Source organism: Erwinia sp. PPS120, from assembly GCF_047918655.1.
Classification (GTDB): domain Bacteria; phylum Pseudomonadota; class Gammaproteobacteria; order Enterobacterales; family Enterobacteriaceae; genus Erwinia; species Erwinia tasmaniensis_A.
The window spans coordinates 197927-217621 of record NZ_JBLREF010000007.1 but is presented as its reverse complement, the minus strand read 5'-3'; the positions used below and the strand labels follow the sequence as shown (position 1 = coordinate 217621).

General features: G+C 52.4%; 17 protein-coding genes and 1 pseudogene. 5 read left to right on the top strand and 13 right to left on the bottom strand.

All coding sequences use genetic code 11. From position 1 onward, the window contains the following. Positions 1 to 272 precede the first annotated feature (272 nt). Complete coding sequence (gene osmB / locus ACLRGG_RS04665; RefSeq protein ID WP_416248639.1) at positions 273 to 491, top strand: osmotically-inducible lipoprotein OsmB; 219 nt, start codon at positions 273 to 275, stop codon at positions 489 to 491. 79 nt (positions 492 to 570) lie between these two features. Here the strand turns inward: osmB and yciH are convergent, their stop codons facing one another. From yciH to pgpB, 5 genes are all read right to left on the bottom strand, one after another. Further along, positions 571 to 897, bottom strand: coding sequence for a stress response translation initiation inhibitor YciH (yciH, locus tag ACLRGG_RS04660; RefSeq protein ID WP_416248638.1), 327 nt, complete (start codon positions 895 to 897; stop codon positions 571 to 573). Next, on the bottom strand, positions 897 to 1613 hold the full coding sequence (pyrF, locus tag ACLRGG_RS04655; RefSeq protein ID WP_416248637.1) for an orotidine-5'-phosphate decarboxylase: 717 nt from the start codon (positions 1611 to 1613) through the stop codon (positions 897 to 899). The genes yciH and pyrF overlap by 1 nt, the downstream gene beginning before the upstream one ends. Before the next feature lie 217 nt (positions 1614 to 1830). Then, positions 1831 to 3000, bottom strand: coding sequence for a lipopolysaccharide assembly protein LapB (gene lapB / locus ACLRGG_RS04650; protein ID WP_416248636.1), 1170 nt, complete (start codon positions 2998 to 3000; stop codon positions 1831 to 1833). 6 nt (positions 3001 to 3006) lie between these two features. Further along, on the bottom strand, positions 3007 to 3315 hold the full coding sequence (locus ACLRGG_RS04645; protein ID WP_416248635.1) for a LapA family protein: 309 nt from the start codon (positions 3313 to 3315) through the stop codon (positions 3007 to 3009). A gap of 153 nt (positions 3316 to 3468) precedes the next feature. Continuing rightward, positions 3469 to 4230, bottom strand: coding sequence for a phosphatidylglycerophosphatase B (gene pgpB, locus ACLRGG_RS04640; RefSeq protein ID WP_416248634.1), 762 nt, complete (start codon positions 4228 to 4230; stop codon positions 3469 to 3471). Between the two features lie 230 nt (positions 4231 to 4460). Here pgpB and ribA point away from each other — a divergent pair, with 230 nt between their 5' ends. Beyond that, complete coding sequence (gene ribA / locus ACLRGG_RS04635; RefSeq protein WP_067701502.1) at positions 4461 to 5054, top strand: GTP cyclohydrolase II; 594 nt, start codon at positions 4461 to 4463, stop codon at positions 5052 to 5054. Between the two features lie 202 nt (positions 5055 to 5256). Here the strand turns inward: ribA and acnA are convergent, their stop codons facing one another. From acnA to topA, 5 genes and pseudogenes are all read right to left on the bottom strand, one after another. Continuing rightward, a complete protein-coding gene (acnA, locus tag ACLRGG_RS04630) occupies positions 5257 to 7938 on the bottom strand; it encodes an aconitate hydratase AcnA (RefSeq protein WP_416248633.1) in 2682 nt (893 codons plus the stop codon). A gap of 486 nt (positions 7939 to 8424) precedes the next feature. After that, positions 8425 to 8589 (bottom strand): YciX family protein, encoded by a 165-nt coding sequence (locus ACLRGG_RS21420; protein ID WP_503369209.1) that lies wholly within the window; start codon positions 8587 to 8589, stop codon positions 8425 to 8427. Positions 8590 to 8591: 2 nt separating this feature from the next. After that, positions 8592 to 8750 (bottom strand): YmiA family putative membrane protein, encoded by a 159-nt coding sequence (locus ACLRGG_RS04625; protein ID WP_416248632.1) that lies wholly within the window; start codon positions 8748 to 8750, stop codon positions 8592 to 8594. A gap of 502 nt (positions 8751 to 9252) precedes the next feature. After that, positions 9253 to 10227, bottom strand: coding sequence for an HTH-type transcriptional regulator CysB (gene cysB, locus ACLRGG_RS04620; RefSeq protein WP_416248631.1), 975 nt, complete (start codon positions 10225 to 10227; stop codon positions 9253 to 9255). Between the two features lie 422 nt (positions 10228 to 10649). Then, positions 10650 to 13244: pseudogene (topA, locus tag ACLRGG_RS04615) on the bottom strand (type I DNA topoisomerase); the annotation flags it as partial. Positions 13245 to 13646: 402 nt separating this feature from the next. Here topA and ACLRGG_RS04610 point away from each other — a divergent pair. Then, positions 13647 to 13895, top strand: coding sequence for a DUF2498 family protein (locus ACLRGG_RS04610; protein WP_416248630.1), 249 nt, complete (start codon positions 13647 to 13649; stop codon positions 13893 to 13895). Between the two features lie 26 nt (positions 13896 to 13921). Here ACLRGG_RS04610 and sohB read toward each other — a convergent pair whose 3' ends face one another. Beyond that, positions 13922 to 14971: a protease SohB gene (gene sohB, locus ACLRGG_RS04605; protein WP_416248629.1), complete on the bottom strand. Its 1050-nt coding sequence runs from the start codon at positions 14969 to 14971 to the stop codon at positions 13922 to 13924. 206 nt (positions 14972 to 15177) lie between these two features. On the opposite strand from sohB, the gene ACLRGG_RS04600 reads away from it, so the two are divergent. Beyond that, on the top strand, positions 15178 to 15939 hold the full coding sequence (locus ACLRGG_RS04600; RefSeq protein ID WP_416248628.1) for a YciK family oxidoreductase: 762 nt from the start codon (positions 15178 to 15180) through the stop codon (positions 15937 to 15939). A gap of 415 nt (positions 15940 to 16354) precedes the next feature. Here ACLRGG_RS04600 and rluB read toward each other — a convergent pair whose 3' ends face one another. Beyond that, positions 16355 to 17251, bottom strand: a complete 897-nt coding sequence (gene rluB / locus ACLRGG_RS04595) for a 23S rRNA pseudouridine(2605) synthase RluB (protein ID WP_416248627.1) — start codon at positions 17249 to 17251, stop codon at positions 16355 to 16357. Between the two features lie 1069 nt (positions 17252 to 18320). Between rluB and ACLRGG_RS04590 the strand changes: the two genes are divergently transcribed. Continuing rightward, complete coding sequence (locus ACLRGG_RS04590) at positions 18321 to 18947, top strand: S1 family serine peptidase (protein WP_416248626.1); 627 nt, start codon at positions 18321 to 18323, stop codon at positions 18945 to 18947. A gap of 93 nt (positions 18948 to 19040) precedes the next feature. Here the strand turns inward: ACLRGG_RS04590 and ACLRGG_RS04585 are convergent, their stop codons facing one another. Then, positions 19041 to 19661, bottom strand: a complete 621-nt coding sequence (locus ACLRGG_RS04585; RefSeq protein WP_416248625.1) for an L-threonylcarbamoyladenylate synthase — start codon at positions 19659 to 19661, stop codon at positions 19041 to 19043. Positions 19662 to 19695: the final 34 nt, after the last annotated feature.

Genomic DNA, 19695 nt, shown 5'->3' with positions numbered 1-19695 from the left:
CCGCGGGGCGCTAAATAAGATTTTTTACCTTTCGCCCCGCCACCGCCGGGTTATAATTAATGTCAGCAATAGAACCAGGAGTGATAGTTAGCCATCTAACTTTCCCTGCGATCTCGCTAACCCTCTCTCACTACCTCATTAGAGGATTATGCGGTTTGTTTCTTTTTAGGGAGATAAATCGCTAATAATTATGCTGAGAGCGGGCCAGAAACGCAGGTTGAACGCTATACTTAAGCAGAGTTCCCTGTAGTAGCAATTTTGGAGAAGTTATTATGTCTATGACCGCAAAACGCCTTTCCGCCGCCGTGCTGGCCGCAACGTTAGTCCTTTCACTGAGCGCCTGCTCACACTGGTCAAAACGCGATCGTAATACGGCACTTGGGGCGGGTGCAGGTGCAATTGGTGGTTCTGTTCTTTCCAATGGTAGCGGTTTAGGTACCCTTGGCGGCGCCGCAGTGGGTGGGGTTATCGGCCATCAGATTAGCCGTTAATTTCTATACTAACAAAAATAAGACTATAGCAGCACATCCCTGCCAGGGCCGCGAATCTGCGCGGCCCTGTCTTTTTAATTCAGCCACCCGCCAGCTTGACCTTCAGACCCTTTGCTTCCAGCAGCGCTTTAATCAGGTCGCGTTTATCGCCCTGAATTTCAATTATTCCCGCCTTAACCGCGCCGCCGCAGCCACATTTTTTCTTAAGCTCCGCGGCCAGCTTATCCAGTTCGTTATCCATTAAATCCAGTCCGCTAATCAGGCAAACGCCCTTTCCCTTCCTGCCGCTGGTTTGCCGCTGAATGCGGACAATACCATCACCCTCAGGACGCTGTGGGGTCACTTTTGGCGCATCAATGCGACCCGTTTCGGTGGAATAAACCAGCCTGTTTTCGTTATCAGCCATTATGCCTCCTGTAGTGAAGTCAGAATTTCGGCCAGCGTGGCTGCCGGGTCCGGGGATTGCGTAACGGGACGACCAATCACCATATAATCCACACCCGCCTGCTGTGCCTGCTGGGGTGTCATAATACGTCGCTGGTCGCCCGCTTCGCTGCCCGCCGGTCGAATGCCTGGCGTCACCAGCTTAAAGGCGCTTCCCAGCGCCTGCCTGAAGCGAACCGCTTCGTGCGCAGAACAGACCACGCCGTCAAGACCACACTGTTGAGTCAGACGCGCCAGCCGTTCTGCATGCTCAGCGGGCGACAGCGTGATCCCCAGCTCCCTGAGATCTTCCGCATCCATGCTGGTGAGTACGGTAACGGCGATCAGCATCGGCGCATCGTTGCTAAAAGGGAGTAGCGCTTCCCGGGCTGCCGTCATCATACGCGCCCCGCCGCCAGCGTGGACGTTTACCATCCATACGCCAAGATCGGCGGCAGCAGCCACCGCGTGCGCCGTAGTGTTGGGAATATCATGGAACTTGAGATCGAGGAAGATCTCAAAGCCTCGCTGCTGGAGGTCCCGCACCAGCTGTGGGCCAAAAAGGGTAAACATCTCTTTGCCTACCTTAAGGCGACAGCTTTTGGGATCAATCTGGTCAACGAAAGCCATCGCGCTGTCGAGACACGCGTAGTCTAATGCCAGCAGAATCGGAGAACCCGCTATCTGAGGTGAATGCATGCATATACCCTTTTAAGTAGAGCACCAACGGTGCAGGCGACAAACGGCAAGCATTCTACCTGCGGTACCGGAAAATTCACAGTTCCCTGGTCAGTTTTCCCTTTTTACTTCTGCCAGATGAAGCAAACACCCTGGTTTCTGAAACCTGACGGTGACAATTTATTAGCATGTTGTAACTAAAGTACGGTACGGACGCGAGCCAGTAACGCAGATTGCGTTACTGCCCGTCAAGACCGCGAATAGGTTTTACCGAAGACCAGGCCCGGCAGGATGGGCAGTGCCAGTAAAGTGCATGGGCGGTAAAACCGCATTTATGGCAGCGATAGCGTGGTTTAGTACGGATTTGCTCACCGACCATATCGCGCAGCACCATCAGACTCTCTTTCGCCCTGCCGTCTTCCGCCTCCTGCAGGTGATAGTCCATCAGGCGATGAAAGCCCCGCATAGTCGGATGACGCTGGAGCTGGCGATTAATATAAAGCTGCGCGACCTCTCCCCCTTCGTCTTTTTCAATGACATCGGAAAGATAGAGTTCAGCAGCGGACCCGGTATTTTCTTCGACGCAGCGCTTAAGGTAGTCAACCCACTCAGCCTGCTTATCCAGGTGCTGGTAGCAGGTTTGGAGCATCTCCAGCGTTTCGCTGACCAGCTCTATATCCTGCTCGATCACACGCTGCAAATGCCCTACCGCTTTCGCATATTCGGCCCTGGCCATATGAATGCGGCCCATCATTATCGAGACACGCGCGCAATCACGATCGGCCGACTCTCCTTTACGCAACAGCGTCATCGCCCGGTCGAGATCGTCACTTCCCATTGCCTGGAGCGCGAGCTCACAGTAAAAGTGGGCGATCTCCAGACGTTGCTTATCTTTCCCCAACTTCACCAGCCGCTCTGCCACCTCGATGGCTTTGCTCCAGTCGCTGGTCGCCTGATGAATGAGCAACAGCTGCTGAAGCGCACCAATGCGAAAATCGGTTTCATCCACCAGATGGCTGAACATCTCCTCGGCACGATCGTAAAAACCTGCCGCCATATAGTCCCGCCCTAGCTGCTGGATCGCCAGCAGCCGCTGATCGTAAGTCAGCGAAGCGCTTTCCATTAACGACTGGTGAATGCGTATGGCCTTATCCACCTCGCCACGAGAGCGGAACAAATTGCCCAGCGTCAGGTGGGCTTCAACCGCTCCGCTGTCCTCTTTAAGCATGTCCAGAAACAGATCGACGGCTTTGTCCTGCTGATTGGACAACAGAAAATTGACGCCGGTGACGTAATCTCGCGACAGACGGCTGGCTTCCTGTTGTTTATCCTGCTGCGCACTCCTCCGTCCCATATACCAGCCATAGGCAGCGGCAACGGGTAATAACAGAAACAGCAGTTCCAACATAAAAAATTATTCCTTGACCGCGGGAACGGGTGACGCTGTCACGGTTTCTTCTGCCTGACCCAGCTGCTGCTGCAGACGTTTAACTTTACGCTGAGCGTGGGCCAGCGACACGCGCACCCTTAGCCAGAACAGTCCGCATATTGCCCAGCCCAGTATAAAACCAGCGGCAAACAACGTGGCTAACAGCGTGGATACCCGGTACTGCCCCTGCGCTAACAGATAGTTAAAGGTCACCGTCTGATCATTGTGAGCCCCCAGGGTAATGGAGATGATAAAAATCACCAGTACCAGTAAAAAAATCAGCAAATATTTCACAGTCCGTCCTTTAATCTGGTGTTATCCAGCTGAATTATGCCAAAAAAAATGCCCTGTTGCTTGTCTGATGCGTCGGGAACCCACATTGACCGTGAAAACAGACCCTCAGCATGCTGTAGATATGGGGCCTGCCGGGATAAACGCAATGACTGGCTACTGTTGTTCGCGCTTCGCCATCTCTTTTTGCTCGTGCGCCAGCACGGTTAGCGGGCCACAAAAGCGCTGTACCAGCCACGTGGCCAGCATCACCAGCAGCCAGCTAATTATCGTAGAGGTGATAAGATCGCGCGGCCAGTGCATGCCCAGCGCCAGCCTGCTGCCCATTACGCCTGTTGCCCACAGCAGAATCACTGCTACGGTGATCCTGTGTCGCCTGGGCCACAGCAGCCCAACCGCCAGTAAGGCCCATGTGGCAGCAAACATCGTATGCCCTGACGGAAAAGCATAGCCCGTTTCAAACGCCCAGTGCCGCTTAAGCCACTCCGGGAGCTGTGAATCCTCGCGCATGGCCTGTGTTACCATCGCGCTACGCTGCCTGCGCGTTTGCTCATAGAAGGTTTTTTCATTAAGGCCCTGGCTCTTCTCAAGCCACAGCACGTAGGGGCGAGGCTCCTGAACCTCACGCTTAATAAACGTCTTGGCGTACTGCCCTGCCATAAGCGAGGCAGAAACAATCAGTAACAGCACCACCGCCGGTTTGAGACGAAACCGTAAGCACCAGAGAAACCACCCACAGAGCAGGAGGCTGGTCAGCGTTCCCCAGGGGCTGGTAACGGTTTCCGTCAGCCCAAATAGCAGCTTGTAGCCTAAGCCCATTTCTACCGGCTGCCACCGCCAGCCCGAGAGCCAGACGCCAACGGGCATAATCAGTAATAACAGCGCACCCAGGGTGGTGCGTTTGGCGATACTAAACATAGATTCCCTTAATCGTTGCGGGGCTTGCACTACTTTCTGCTGAGAATATGATGAAAAATAATAACATACTGGGGCGGAACGTGATAATTGTGCGGTATAACAGCGATCGCATTAACTCATTCACTTTACCGGCACTGATTGTGGCAAAATAGCGGCAATGATGAGTGTCAGACTGCTGACAGCACGCTACCATGATGATAGCGCAACACCTGAAGATTCTGGAGAATCACATGCAGCTTAAGAGGGTGGCAGAGGCCAAACTGCCCACGCCATGGGGAGATTTCCTTATGGTTGGATTTGAAGAACTGGCGACGGGCCACGATCACGTTGCTCTGGTTTATGGCGATATTACCGATGGCGAAGCGGTTCTGGCCCGCGTTCACTCTGAGTGTCTGACCGGCGATGCGCTGTTCAGCCTGCGCTGTGATTGTGGTTTTCAACTGGAAGCTGCGCTGAATCACATTGCGGAAGAGGGTCGCGGCGTCCTGCTGTATCACCGTCAGGAAGGGCGTAATATCGGTTTGTTGAATAAAATTCGCGCTTATGCCTTACAGGACAAGGGTTACGATACGGTTGAAGCCAACCACCAGCTGGGCTTTGCCGCCGACGAGCGCGATTTCACGCTGTGCGCAGATATGTTCAAACTGCTCGGGGTGCGCGAAGTGCGTTTGCTGACCAATAACCCTCGTAAGGTTGAGATCCTGAGTGAAGCCGGGATTAATATCGTTGAGCGTGTCCCTTTAATCGTTGGACGCAATCCCGAGAACGCCCACTACCTCGATACCAAAGCCGCTAAGATGGGGCATCTGCTGTCAAAAGAGTAATCAATGCATATCGGGATGCCCTTCTGAAAGCGCAGGCCGGGTAGCGGGTATCCCTGCTGACATGTATGGCCACCGATTGGCGTCAGGTGCGGGTATACACCCGCGCCTTTTGCGTTACGGCGTCTCTCTGCATAGCCCCCTCTTGTCGGTACAGACCGGCATTTATAAGCCAGGCCCGCTACCCTGGAGCGGACCCTCGCCGTTAGTTGAGCATATTGCGAATCACGTAATGCAGGATCCCGTCATTCTGATAGTAGGTCAGTTCATTACCCGTATCGATGCGACAGCGCGCATCAAGTGTCTCCTGTGTACCATCAGCGCGGGTCAGCGTCATGCTCACCTGCCCGCCCGGTTTCAGTGCACCCAGATTTGCCACATCAATCTGTTCGTCACCGGTCAGACCCAGCGTTTTGCGCGTCACTCCCTGTGGGAACTCCAGCGGCAAAATCCCCATGCCGATCAGGTTGGAACGGTGAATACGTTCAAATGACTCAGCGATGACCACTCTCACGCCCAGCAGACGCGGTCCTTTTGCCGCCCAGTCACGGCTCGACCCGGAGCCGTACTCTTTACCGGCAATGACGGCAAGCGGGGTCCCCTGCTGCTGATATTTCATTGCCGCATCATAAATTGACAGCTGTTCGCCGCCCGGGACCAGACGCGTCACGCCGCCCTCAATCCCCGGGACCATCTCATTACGAATGCGGATATTGGCGAAGGTACCGCGCATCATGACCTCATGATTACCGCGACGGGAGCCGTAAGAGTTAAAATCGGTGCGCTCAACACCATGCTGCTGCAAATACCGCCCCGCAGGGCTTTCCGCTTTGATGCTACCGGCTGGTGAGATATGGTCAGTAGTGACTGAGTCACCCAGCATGGCGAGAATTCTGGCACCGCGAATGTCTTTAACCGGCTCAGGCTCTTTGCCCATTTCATCAAAAAACGGCGACAGGCGAATATAGGTTGAGCCTTCATCCCAGTCATAGGTCGCCGCCTCGCTAACCTTAATCTGCTGCCACTCGGGCGTGCCTTCGAAAACTTCGGCATACTCTTTATGGAACATCGCGGTGGACACCTGCCCGACTGCTTCTGCAATCTCCTCGGGCGACGGCCATATATCTTTCAGGAAGACCGGCTTGCCCGTCGTATCCTCTCCGATGGGATCCGTTTGCAGATTGATTTTCATATTCCCCGCCAGCGCGTAAGCAACGACCAGCGGTGGCGATGCCAGCCAGTTGGTTTTGACATAGGGATGAATGCGACCTTCAAAGTTACGGTTTCCGGACAGTACCGCGCCCACGGTCAAATCTCCTGCCCTGATAGCGTTTTCAACCGCATCAGGCAGCGGGCCGGAGTTGCCGATGCAGGTCGTGCAGCCATAGCCGACAAGGTTAAAACCGAGCTTATCGAGATAAGGCGTCAGTCGGGCAGCAGCCAGATAATCCGATACGACTTTTGAACCCGGCGCAAGTGAGGCCTTTACCCACGGCTTGCGTTTCAGGCCGAGGGTAACCGCTTTTTTAGCCAGCAGACCTGCGGCCATCAGAACGCTGGGATTCGAAGTATTAGTACAGGAGGTGATAGCGGAAATCACTACTGCCCCATCATCCAGCTGATGCTGTCTGCCGGTCTGGCTGTCGGTATAGGTTACTGGCTGGTGCTGTTTAACCGCCTGATTAACTTCCAGCTCATTGCTGGCATTGAATGCCTCAGGCACATCAACAAGTGACACCCGATCCTGGGGGCGTTTAGGCCCGGCTACGCTGGCCTCAACGTCATTCATATCCAGCGCCAGGGAGCTGGTAAATACCGGCTCATCGCCCGGGTTTCGCCACAGGCCCTGGGCTTTGGCATAGGCTTCAACCAGATCCACCTGCTCCACGCTGCGTCCGGTGAGGGTCATATAGGCGAGAGTGACGTCATCTACCGGAAAAAATCCGCAGGTTGCACCATATTCCGGTGCCATATTGGCTATGGTGGCACGATCCGCCAGCGGCAGGTCATCCAGTCCATCACCATAGAATTCAACAAATTTGCCGACCACGCCGTGCTTGCGCAGCAGCTGAGTGACGGTGAGCACCAGATCGGTAGCGGTAATGCCGGGCCTGAGCTTCCCTGACAATTTAAAACCGACCACATCGGGAATAAGCATTGAAACCGGCTGTCCCAGCATGGCGGCTTCTGCCTCAATACCGCCCACCCCCCATCCCAGCACACCCAGTGCATTAATCATGGTGGTGTGGGAATCGGTACCCACCAGGGTATCCGGCCATGCAAATTCTTCCCCGTCCAGCGTTTCATGCCAGACTGCCTGCCCTAAATACTCCAGGTTAACCTGATGGCAGATACCTGTTCCGGGTGGAACCACGCTAAACTGATTGAACGCTTTTTGCCCCCAGCGTAAAAACACATAGCGCTCGTGATTGCGTTCCATTTCCAGGCGGACGTTTTCCTCAAAGGCGTCATCATTTCCAAAGCGATCGACCGTAACCGAGTGATCAATGACCAGATCCACCGGTGTTAACGGATTCACTTTCGCCACATCACCGCCCAGGCGGTTAACGGCTTCGCGCATCGCGGCAAGGTCAACGACGGCGGGAACGCCGGTAAAATCCTGCATCAACACGCGGGCGGGCCGATAGGCGATCTCACGGTCCGCATGTGCATTTTCAAGCCAGCCAGCCAGCGCGGAAATATCGTCAGCGGTCACGGACTGGCCGTCCTGCCAGCGCAGAAGATTTTCTAACAAAACCTTGAGGGATTTGGGCAGACGCGAAAGGTCACCAAGCTCCTCAGCAGCCCGGCTGAGGCTGTAGTAATGGTAACGCTGGCCTTTTACCTCCAGCTGCTCCTTACTTAATTGGTGTAGGGTAGACGACATCACTCCTCCTTTGTTTCACTCTGACTATAACCCGAGTATTTACAGGGTCAGATTTAAACATAGTACAAACATCAGGTAACGTTCTGATAACAACACCAAATGACAAGCACTGAAACAATCTGAATAAACATAAACGCCTCGCGACAAAGTCAGCGAGGCGTTTATGTTAAAGAGGACGGAGCAATTGAGGACGCGTACTAGCGCATTATCATTCCCATCCAGACGAGGCTCGTCCAGAATAAGGCAGAAAAGGTCCAGGTAGTAAACCAGGTCATTTGCGTTAAATTCATATTTGCCTCACTCAGGTCGGGAAATGCCAGTCAGTTTGAGCTTAAAAAAGTTGTCGAGAAAATGTCACTTAATGATTTGCTTACGCATCCCGGCAGCACGGCGTGACTCTGTCATAATAGATGCCTGCTGCAGAGGGTGAGGCTAATTCTTTGTATAAAAAAAAGGGGTTAAGAAATAAAAAAATGAGACGGTTTATTATTTATTTTCGTTTTCCATCATCATTTCAATAAACTGACGCTGCGTATCGGTCATCTGCCATGATTTTGGAATAATAACCTGATCATGAGAAGGGGCTTTGCAATACGTTTCGTTTACCTTTCTGTTCTGCTGCGGAAGGTGGTTCGCTGACCTTAGCTGCATAGTTATCCCCAAATACGCCAAATCATGAATACTACAGCGATCCAAAACACCGCTGATCCTGCAAAAATCGCCAACCAGGCCTTGCGCTTCAGATTGCTGTTACGCTGAACCTTGAGGGTCTTATGCCCGAATTCGGGTTGTACAGATAATCTCGTAGCCATAGTTTTTGATAATCACTCTCATTGAAACGATTGTTTGGACCAATCAGAAATTAGGATGAATCCTAAACATTTTACGGGATGAAATCCAGTAATTTTTATTGAACAAAACGATTAATGGGATTTATCAAAACACACATTGTTTTCCCGCCGCCTTTAATGAAACTAAAGTAAATTAATTAACGCTTAAGCCAAATAATTCGGCTTTAGTAGCAAAATAGATCCACTCATTACTATAAATTTATCATTTATACCTTTTTAAGTCCCATCTGACGCCGCTCTTAACAAAAATTATGATAATGAACATGGTCTTTCGCAAAGGCAGTTAACAAAAAATGTGTTCTGTTTCTCATTTAATGAATAACAATAAAAAAACATGTGAACTATGTTTTGTTTATGAAAAATAATTAAAAGGTTTCAGCGATGTTAACAATAGTTAAGGACTTTTGAGGGGATCAGGCCCGTTACGCGGGCCTTGACATAACACAAATTCTGTATACGAGGATCATCTTGCGGGGAGTTTAATGTCCTTGAACATCGCTTCGATGTCGTCATTCGAGCGCAAACCCACGGCGGTATCGACCACATCTCGCGTAAGGTGAGGCGCAAAACGCTGAATAAAATCATACATATAACTTCTCAGGAAGGTGCTGCGACGAAATCCTATCTTGGTGGTGCTGTAGCTGAAGACGTCGGTAGCCTCTATGCGGATAAGGTCGGGGTCGGAAACCGGATCTACCGCCATACTGGCAATAACCCCTACGCCCAGTCCCAGTCTGACATAAGTTTTTATTACATCCGCGTCGGTCGCAGTAAAGACAATACGCGGCACCAGCCCCGCCCGATTGAATGCCGTATCCAGTTCCGAACGGCCCGTAAATCCGAAGGTATACGTGACCAGCGGGTACTCTGCCAGTTCCTCAATAGAGATTTTGGTTTTACCCGCCAGAGGGTGATCGGGGGTAACGACGATCGCGCGATTCCAGTGATAACAAGGCAGCATGATTAAATCGTCATACAGGTGCAGGGCTTCGGTGGCGATGGCGAAATCCGCATTGCCTTTCGACACGGCCTCGGCAATCTGCGTGGGCGAGCCCTGATGCATATGTAATGAGACGCGTGGGTAGCGTTCGATAAACCCTTTGATCACGTTGGGCAGCGCGTAGCGAGCCTGTGTGTGAGTGGTCGCGACGTAGAGTGAACCTTTATCCGGCCAGGTATGCTCACCCGCCACGGCCTTAATCGCATCCACTTTTGATAAGACTTCCCGGGCAATACGGATGATTTCCTGTCCAGCCGGGGTGACCTGAGTCAGATGCTTGCCGCTGCGGGCGAAAATCTGGATGCCAAGTTCGTCTTCCAGCATACGAACCTGCTTACTGATACCGGGTTGGGAGGTGTAAAGCCCCTCAGCCGTTGAAGAGACATTGAGGTTATGATTAACCACTTCAACGATATAACGCAGCTGCTGCAATTTCATTTGTTATTCCATCCAGGGTTGAAGCCCGCGCGCCGGACACAGGGACAGGTTGCAGCGCAACAGAGCTACAGCCAGCTGATGCCGGTCTAATGCTTTATAATAATAAGAAAGGCGTTATCTATAACAACTATATCAAATATGGTCAGGATGTATAGCGCGGGAGAGGGAGTATTGCATGGGCCAGCAGCGTGCTGGCCCAGAGTAGATTACTTTTTACTGGTGCTTGCCCTTGCTGATTTAGCATCAGTTTTGGCCGGGGTTTTCGCTGCGGTTTTAGCCGCAGCTTTTCCAGCCGATGTTGTCGTCGCTTTCACTGCAGTTTTCGTGTCGGCTTTAACGGGTGTTTTAGACGTTTTCGCTGCGGTTTTCGTGGCGGCTTTAGCGGATGTTTTTGACGTTTTCGCTGCGGTTTTAGCCGCCGCCTTTTCCGTCACCTGCCATTTGCCATCCACATAAAAAGCAGACCAGCCCGTGGCTTTGCCGTCTGCGTCCGTGCTGACATACTGCTGCTTCGTTTTGCGGCTGAAGCGCACTACGGATTTATTGCCGTCTTCATCCGCAATGGGCGCATCGGCCAGGTAACGTAATTTCTCCGGCAGGCGGTCGCGAAATCGCTGTAGCTCTTCAACCTGAGGCGCGCGCGTTTCCCGTGATTTAGGGAAGGTGTTCGCCGCAAGGAATACGCCAGCCGCCCCGTCGCGCAGCACGAAATAGGCATCCGACTTCTCGCACTCCAGCTCCGGCAGCGGAACGGGATCTTCCTTCGGCGGCGCGACATCCCCATTACGCAGGATTTTACGGGTATTTTTACATTCGTCATTCGTGCAGCCCATGTACTTCCCAAAACGTCCCATTTTCAGGTGCATTTCAGAACCACATTTCTCACACTCAACCACCGGGCCATCATAACCCTTGATGCGGAATTCGCCCTGTTCGATTTCATATCCGTCACAGCCGGGGTTATTACCGCAGACGTGCAGCTTCCGATGATTATCAATCAGATAGCTGTCCATTGCCGTTCCGCACTTCTCACAACGACGACGGGCGCGCAGCGCGTTGGTCTCAGCGTCATCACCCTCAAGAATGTTCAGGACTTCATTCTCAGGGATCAGGTTAATGGTCTGCTTGCAGCGCTCTTTTGGCGGCAGTGCATAGCCCGAGCAGCCAAGGAATACGCCGGTGCTGGCCGTACGGATCCCCATTTTACGCCCACAGGTCGGACAGTCGATTGAAGTCAGGACCATCTGATTCGGCTGCATGCCGCCCTCTTCCGGATCCTTATCGGCCTTTTCCAGCTGCTGAGTAAAGTCAGCAAAAAACGTATCGAGTACGCCCTTCCACTGCACTTCATTGTTCGCTACCTGGTCCAGACTGTCTTCCATGTGCGCCGTGAAGTCGTAGTTCATCAGCTCGCGGAAGTTTTCCTCCAGGCGGTCAGTAACGATTTCACCCATTTTTTCCGCATAGAATCTGCGGCTCTCTGCGCGAACATAGCCACGATCCTGGATAGTCGAGATGATCGAAGCGTAGGTTGATGGGCGCCCAATGCCGCGCTTCTCCAGCTCGCGTACCAGCGATGCTTCGCTGAAACGTGCCGGTGGTTTGGTAAAGTGCTGAGCCGGTTTCAACGCTTTCAGATCCAGCGTTTCACCGGGTTCAACCGGCGGGAGCGTCCGCTCTTCGTCACCTTTACGCAAAGCGGGCATGACGCGGGTCCAGCCATCAAAACGCAGCGTACGACCGCGCGCTTTAAGCTTGAAGTCACCGGCAGTAACAGTCAGCGTGGTGGAGTCGTATTGCGCTGGCATCATCTGACAGGCAACAAACTGGCGCCAGATCAGCTGGTAGAGCCGTTGTGCATCAGGCTCCATATCTTTCAGCTGATCGGACAGAATGCTAACATCTGAGGGGCGAATCGCTTCGTGCGCTTCCTGTGAGTTATCTTTGCTGGTATAGGTATTCGCCGCTTTTGGCAGATAACGATCACCAAACTCACTCTCAACGTAGCCGCGCACCATGCTTATCGCATCCTGGCTGAGGTTAGTCGAGTCCGTACGCATGTAAGTAATGTGACCCGCTTCATACAAACGCTGGGCCATCATCATGGTCTTTTTCACGCCGAAGCTCAGGCGGGTACTCGCCGCCTGTTGCAGCGTAGAGGTAATAAAAGGCGCGCCTGGCTTGCTGCTGGTCGGTTTATCTTCACGATCGGCGACAACATAACGCGCTTTTTCCAGCAGGCTGACTGCCGCCTGCGTTTGCTCCCCGTTCACCGGACGGAAGGGTTTATCATGCTGATGGGTAACTTCCATCAACAGATCTGTACCTTTAGGGGTGCTGAGATCGGCATGCAGCTCCCAGTATTCTTCCGGGACGAAGGCTTTGATCTCGCGCTCACGCTCCACCACCAGGCGGACCGCCACGGACTGTACGCGTCCGGCTGACAGACCGCGAGCCACTTTTTTCCACAGCAGCGGAGACACCATATAGCCCACGACGCGGTCCATAAACCGGCGGGCCTGCTGGGCATTAACACGGCTGATATTCAGTTCGCCCGGTTTTTCAAAAGCCTGACGAATCGCATTCTTAGTAATTTCGTTAAACACCACGCGGCTGAAGCGTGAGTCATCGCCACCGATCACTTCCCGCAGGTGCCAGGCTATGGCCTCCCCTTCGCGGTCAAGGTCCGTTGCGAGATAGATATGGTCAGCATTTTCCGCAAGGGATTTCAGTTCAGAAACCACCTTCTCTTTTCCCGGAAGAATTTGATAGTTCGCTTCCCAGCCGTGGTAAGGATCGACGCCCATACGACTTACCAGTGCCGTTTTTTCGTCCTTCTTAACCTTTTTAGCCGGTTTACTGGTTGTAGAGTCAGCGCTCTTTTTAACCGTTGAGCCACTGGTCGGCAAATCACGGATATGACCAACGCTGGATTTCACCACGTAGTCATTGCCGAGATATTTATTGATCGTTTTGGCTTTTGCCGGGGACTCAACTATTACGAGAGCTTTGCCCATATTTACCTTTACCTGTTTAAAACATCCGAGTGTAGAGGGTGCCGTATGCCCGAAGGCAATAGCATTGCGTTAAGGTCGGGTAGAATCAAGGCTACCCCGTGAGTATTTGTTCCATCACCTCTTCCTGTTCAGGCTTCCAACCTGCTGATTAACGACACCTTTTACAACCTGTTAAGCGCATTCCTAACAATGCGTAAAGTCTCTTTTACGCCCGGAACCTGAAACGCCCACACTGTACCTGATAAAATCTGATACGCAACTTAATTAGCATCTGCCCGGCATTTACGCCAGGAACCAGGGAAAAAAGAACTGCATGGCGCAGACTCTGTCTGGCTCTTGCCCCGGAGGTCATACCGGACGTAAACTTATCGTTGTGAGCGTGACTATAAAGGAGAGAATTCGATGAAACAGACCGAATCCATTGATCGTGCCCCACTGCTTCAGTTGGCAAACCAGATGATTGCCGATCATGAGAACTACTTCCCGGGTATGGAAGCAACGGACGTTGAGCAAAAGGGCGATTTGCTAATTTTTCGCGGGAACTACTTTCTGGATGAGCAGGGACTGCCTTCACAAAAAAGTACGGCAGTGTTTAACGTCTTCAAATTGCTGGCGGTAACGCTTTCTCCGCGCTATCACCTGAGTACCTGACGCCCGCAGCGCGGGCGTCCCACTCCTTACAGCAGTGGTTTATTCCCCCTCTGCCACAGGCGTAGCAAAAGACGTTCGGCGCTGCTGGCCGCACTTTGCGTGAAGCGGTCCATCATTTTTTTGCGGCGTGTAAAACGCACCGCAATAACCTTATGGCTTTCAAGACGATCAATGATTAAATCATCGCTGGTCCCAATGGCGTCAATCAGCCCATTATCCAGCGCCTGGGTGCCAAACCAGTGTTCGCCCGTCGCCACCCTGTCGATATCCAGTGAAGGACGCATCTGATGCACAAACTGCTTAAACAGCACGTGCGTCTCATTAAGATCCTCCTGAAACTTTTCCCGTCCCTGCTCGGTATTCTCACCGAAAAGGGTCAACGTACGCTTATACTCGCCCGCCGTATGCAGCTCCACGTCAATCTCGTTACGCTTTAGCAAACGGTTGAAGTTGGGGATCTGCGCGACAACGCCGATCGAGCCAATGATCGAGAAGGGAGCGGCCACGATACGATCCGCTACGCATGCCATCATATAGCCGCCGCTGGCGGCAACTTTATCCACGGCTACCGTCAGGCGAATGCCTTTCGCGCGCAGGCGTTGCAGCTGTGAGGCGGCAAGACCGTATCCATGGACGACGCCGCCGGGGCTTTCAAGCCGGAGCAACACTTCGTCCTGCTCTTTAGCAACCGCCATCACCGCCGAAAGCTCTTCACGCAGCGAGCTGACCTCATGCGCATCCATGCTGCCTTTGAAGTCGACCACAAACAGGGTTGGTTTGGCCTTTTTCACTGCCAGCCCCTCTTCTGCCCGTTGTTTAGCCGCTTTTGCCTGCTGTTTGTCCTTCTTTTTTTGCGCCTTGTGCCATAGCTTTTGCTCATGAGCCTCCATGCCCGCCAGCATCATTTCATCCTTCATTTCCCGGTAGTTTTCATCCAGGTGTACTATCTTTAGCTGGCCGCTTTGCGCACGCTTGCGCATCATCAGATTGGTTATAAGGATGGCAATGGCTGCAATCGCCACCACCACGGTGACCGTTTTGGCCAGGAAAAGCCCATAGTAAGAGAGTAATTCCACTCATTCCGCCTTGTTTAACATCATATTTAGTCACCCGCTAGTGTAGCTGAGACACTCTCCGTCGTCGCCAGAATCCTGGCCTTTGCATACGCTTTTCATTCCTGCCAACGTTGAATCGATGGATTTTTTAAGGCATAAAGCCATGCTTCTCCAGACAGTGAGTTAAATTCGCTGTCTGCCGCCCTATAATCACCAGAGGAATTTTTATGGACTACCACCCCAGCGCCAGGTTGCTAACCGATCGCAACATTCTCGTTACCGGTGCAAGCGACGGCATTGGCCGTGAAGCGGCAATCACCTATGCCCGCCATGGCGCAAAGGTTCTACTACTGGGACGTAATCTGCAAAAGCTCGAGGCCGTAGCCGGGGAGATTGCCGCGCTTGGCCTGCCCCCGGCGAGCCTGTATGTCCTGGATTTCGCTACGGCTACGCCAGCGTGCTGTCAGCGTATTGCCAGCGAAATCAGCAGGCGCTACTCCCGACTGGATGGCGTACTGCACAATGCTGGCCTGCTGGGCGATATTGTCCCGATGGATAAACAGGATCCGCAGGTCTGGCAGCAGGTGATGCGGGTGAACGTTGACGCCACCTTTTTTCTGACTCAGGCGCTGCTGCCCCTGCTGTTACTCTCTCCCGGTGCCTCCCTGGTGTTTACCTCGTCCAGCGTAGGTCGTCAGGGCCGTGCGGGATGGGGCGCTTACGCCGTATCAAAATTTGCCACTGAGGGCATGATGCAGGTGCTGGCCGGGGAGTATGCCCCGGAGCAGCTGCGAATTAACTGTATCAATCCGGGTGGGACGCGCACCGCAATGCGCGCCAGCGCCTTCCCTCAGGAGAATGCCGGTAAGCTGAAAACACCGGCAGATATTATGCCGCTTTATCTTTATCTGATGGGCGACGACAGTAAAGGCGAAACCGGCATCAGCTTCGATGCTCAGCCGGGCCGCAAACCTGGCGCGGCGGAGTAATGGCCGGGGTTCGCCATCAGTAGCCTCAGCAAAAGTTAAAGAAGAAGGCAGATGCCCGGGTAGCAGGTTCAGGCTGGGAGCGAAAAAGTGGGACAGCTATCGTGTAATCCGCCCTGAGTCCTTGCGGATGAAAGGACGTAGAGGCGAGCGTTTCAGGCCTCTGTTGGGCAATAACTGTTTTGTTAAAAGCGGCTCAATTGCCCGACAGGTGGACAATCCCAGCGGGTGACGGGCAATTCGCAGCGCTGCGGCGAAGACGGAGGGCCAGGCGAAGGCAGCAGGGATGCTACACTCAGGGAGCGGCGGGCAGGGATGCCCGCTCGCAACCGGGCCGTCCGGCCGGGCGTCGGAGTCGAAGCCAGCACGCAGCGCGTGAGGGCGCGCGGCGCACTGCAACAGCGGATAGCGTACCGACTTAACGACTCTTATTTCTGGTGCTACTCTTCGCCGGCTTACCCGCAGGACGACGGCTACCGCTGACCTGGGTATGACGCTTAACCGCGCGGCGAATCTGATTGGCCTTAGTGCGACGACGATCTTTTTCTACCGCTACCTTGCTGTTGATTTCCGGAGGCAGACCGACCAGCTCACGCAAATAGTTAATTGGCGCCAAATCCAGTTCTGTCCATCCACCGCGCGGCAATCCTTTCGGTAAATTGATATCACCATAGCGGGTACGAATTAATCGACTCACCTGAACGCCGACGGACTCCCACAAACGACGAACCTCGCGGTTGCGGCCCTCGGTCAGCGTCACGTTATACCACTGGTTAATACCTTCGCCGCCTGAAAACTTCAGCGTCTTAAAGGCGGCAGGACCATCTTCCAACTGGATACCACGGCTGAGCTGCCTAATCTTGTCATCATCGATCTGGCCGAACACGCGTACCGCATATTCCCTTTCCACTTCACGGCTTGGATGCATCAGGCGGTTAGCCAGCTCACCGTCGGTAGTGAACAGCAGCAGGCCGCAGGTATTTACATCCAGACGCCCTACTGCTATCCAGCGGGCACCGCGTAGCTTAGGTAAACGGTCGAAAACGGTGGGACGTCCTTCGGGATCGTTACGTGTACAGAGTTCACCTTCTGGTTTGTAATACGCCAGAACGCGGCACACTTCTGTTGCAGACTCGGCTAATGAGAGCAGGTGTCCGTCAATACGCACCTTAAGAGCCTGAGACGGTTCAACGCGGTCACCCAGCGTAGCCATTTTGCCGTCCACGCTGACGCGTCCGGCTGAAATCATTGATTCGATTTCGCGACGGGAACCGTGGCCGGCCCGCGCTAAAACTTTTTGTAACTTTTCGCTCATGGAGCACCCTCTTTGTCGCCTTCCCAGGCGTCATGATATATCGCTAAACAACAGGCACGGTGTAAGCTACTTAATCTGTTGTATTATATGTACTTTACAGATGGCATGCCTTGCGCGCGCTGCCATCCACAAGGATTCGTGGCCGCACATACTACACGATTTTACCGATAAAGGATTCTGTTAATTACTTATGCGACAGCACAGGACGATACGCATTACGGGCCGTCATCCTGGCGCTGCGCCTGTCCAGCTGTTGCTATCACGCCGCCATTTATTTACGGGCATCCTCATATGTCGTGATCGGTGTCGTGGGTGACAGACATGCCGCTATTTACGTCGGCGTTCATATTGGTGCCCTTACAGGCAGGGCACAAAAAGATGTTTCTGAATAGTCATCCTCTCACCAAATGCTGTAATAGGCTCAGCCTTTTGACGAATTATTTGGCTTACTATTGCATTCGCAATACCTTTTACACCACGCTTTTGATTTGGCTCAGAATACTTTTCCGTTGAGGATAAATTAATAATTAAGTTCTGCGTATGATACCCCGCTACCTATTGCTGTGATAATCACCTCCTTTATTTCATCCCGTTTCAGGAGCTATTTGGCCTCAGTTTGACTTAAAATACCCCCAGAGGATGTAAATGATGTGTCTGGTTGTAATAACCGCTAAATTAGCCACATACGATACTTTATGCTATATCTTAGCCGAAAAATCAGCACTTGTGACCAAATAAAAGGAAGGAAATAGCTTAACATCATTGCAAATTAGCTTAATTCCTGTTTAGTCCTTTCTTCGTTTCGCTCTGCTATTAATTAGTTTGCCTGATTAATAAGAGTGTGTAGAATTCACTCAGGCAGACAAATTGTCTCCTGATTAAAATGTAAAAAAATATTATAACTTAGTTTAAAGTCGTAAATATAAATATAAGCCTTTATAAAATTTTGATTTAAAAAATACGGGAAGCTCGCGCTTCTCACAACTTGCTGACCTGACGTCAGCATCGGCTTTCACGTCAATTATCTTCACCAGGGATATTCTGACGTGTCCGACTCGGTAAATGAACGATGAAAAAAATAGTGATGATTGCGGTGTTAGCCTCGCTAACGCTGACCGGATGCTCTGTGGGTAAATATCAGTACAGCAGCGAGGCAATGAAGCGGGTTGATATGAATTTCACCGGCATTCCTACCGTCCTGGGTATCGGTGCGCTGGGCACCAGTATCCCACTGACGCCAGAATACAGCCTTACCGCCGCTCACGTCGCTAAGTTCTCCGTACAGCGCGTTAAGGCTTACCATCCCTATTGCGACCTGGCGATCATTTACCACAAAAATGATGCCGCAACGCTCGCAAAATTCCGCAGCGCCGAAGTGGGCGCACCCGTTAAAATGTATGGTTATAGCTTTATCTCTGCGATGCCAGTCGAATCTTCGGGCGTGAACCTGGCGCTAACCGGGATAAGAAATGAGTGGAATAAACGCCCGTGTGTCGCTATGGCATCGAATGCTGGCGTGGTGAAAGGCATGTCTGGTGGAGCAGCTTATAACAGTGATGACACTATTAGCGGCGTCATTGTGGGCTTCACCAGTGAAGTCAAAAACCACAGGAGTGCATCAACACCGCTGAAAAACGTTTCACTCTATATTCCTTATCAGGATTTTAAAGAGTGGCTGACGAAGTCCACAACCTGAACCAGGTTAAATGCCCTTCCGGAACTGGACAGACATGCGCAACGATCAATAGCTGCCCTGCGGGTAAAATATCCCGCAGGTCAGCCAGCATGGCTACAGGAAAGGCTGTACGTCGCCAACCCCTTCCCTGATAACCTCCGGCGTATTCTCCGTGAGATCGATAACCGTAGTCGGCTGCTGCCCCAGATAGCCGCCATGAATAATTAAATCCACCAGCTTACCTATTTCGTCCTGAATGGCTTCCGGATCGGACTCCGTAAAGTCATTGCCGGGCAGCATTAACGACGTTGACATCATTGGCTCATTCAGTGCTTCCAGCAGCGCCAGCGCAATCGGATTAGAGGGTACGCGCAGACCAATGGTTTTTCGTTTATCGCTCATTAATCGTCGCGGGACTTCCTTCGTCGCCTTGAGGATAAATGTATAGTTGCCGGGCGTATTATTTTTAATCAGCCTGAACGCCGTATTGTCGACCCAGGCATAGGTTGATAATTCTGAAAGATCGCGACACATCAGCGTGAAGTTATGATTACCGTCCAGCTTGCGAATGCGGCAGATACGCTCCATGGCGGTTTTATCTTCCAGCTTGCAGCCCAGCGCATAACCCGAATCCGTAGGATAAACGATTACACTGCCTTTATTTAGCAGCTCAACGGCCTGTTTAATCAGGCGCGGCTGCGGGTTTTCCGGGTGAATATAAAAAAATTGACTCATTAAAAACCTCTCGTTTGCCGCCGGCGGGCGGAAC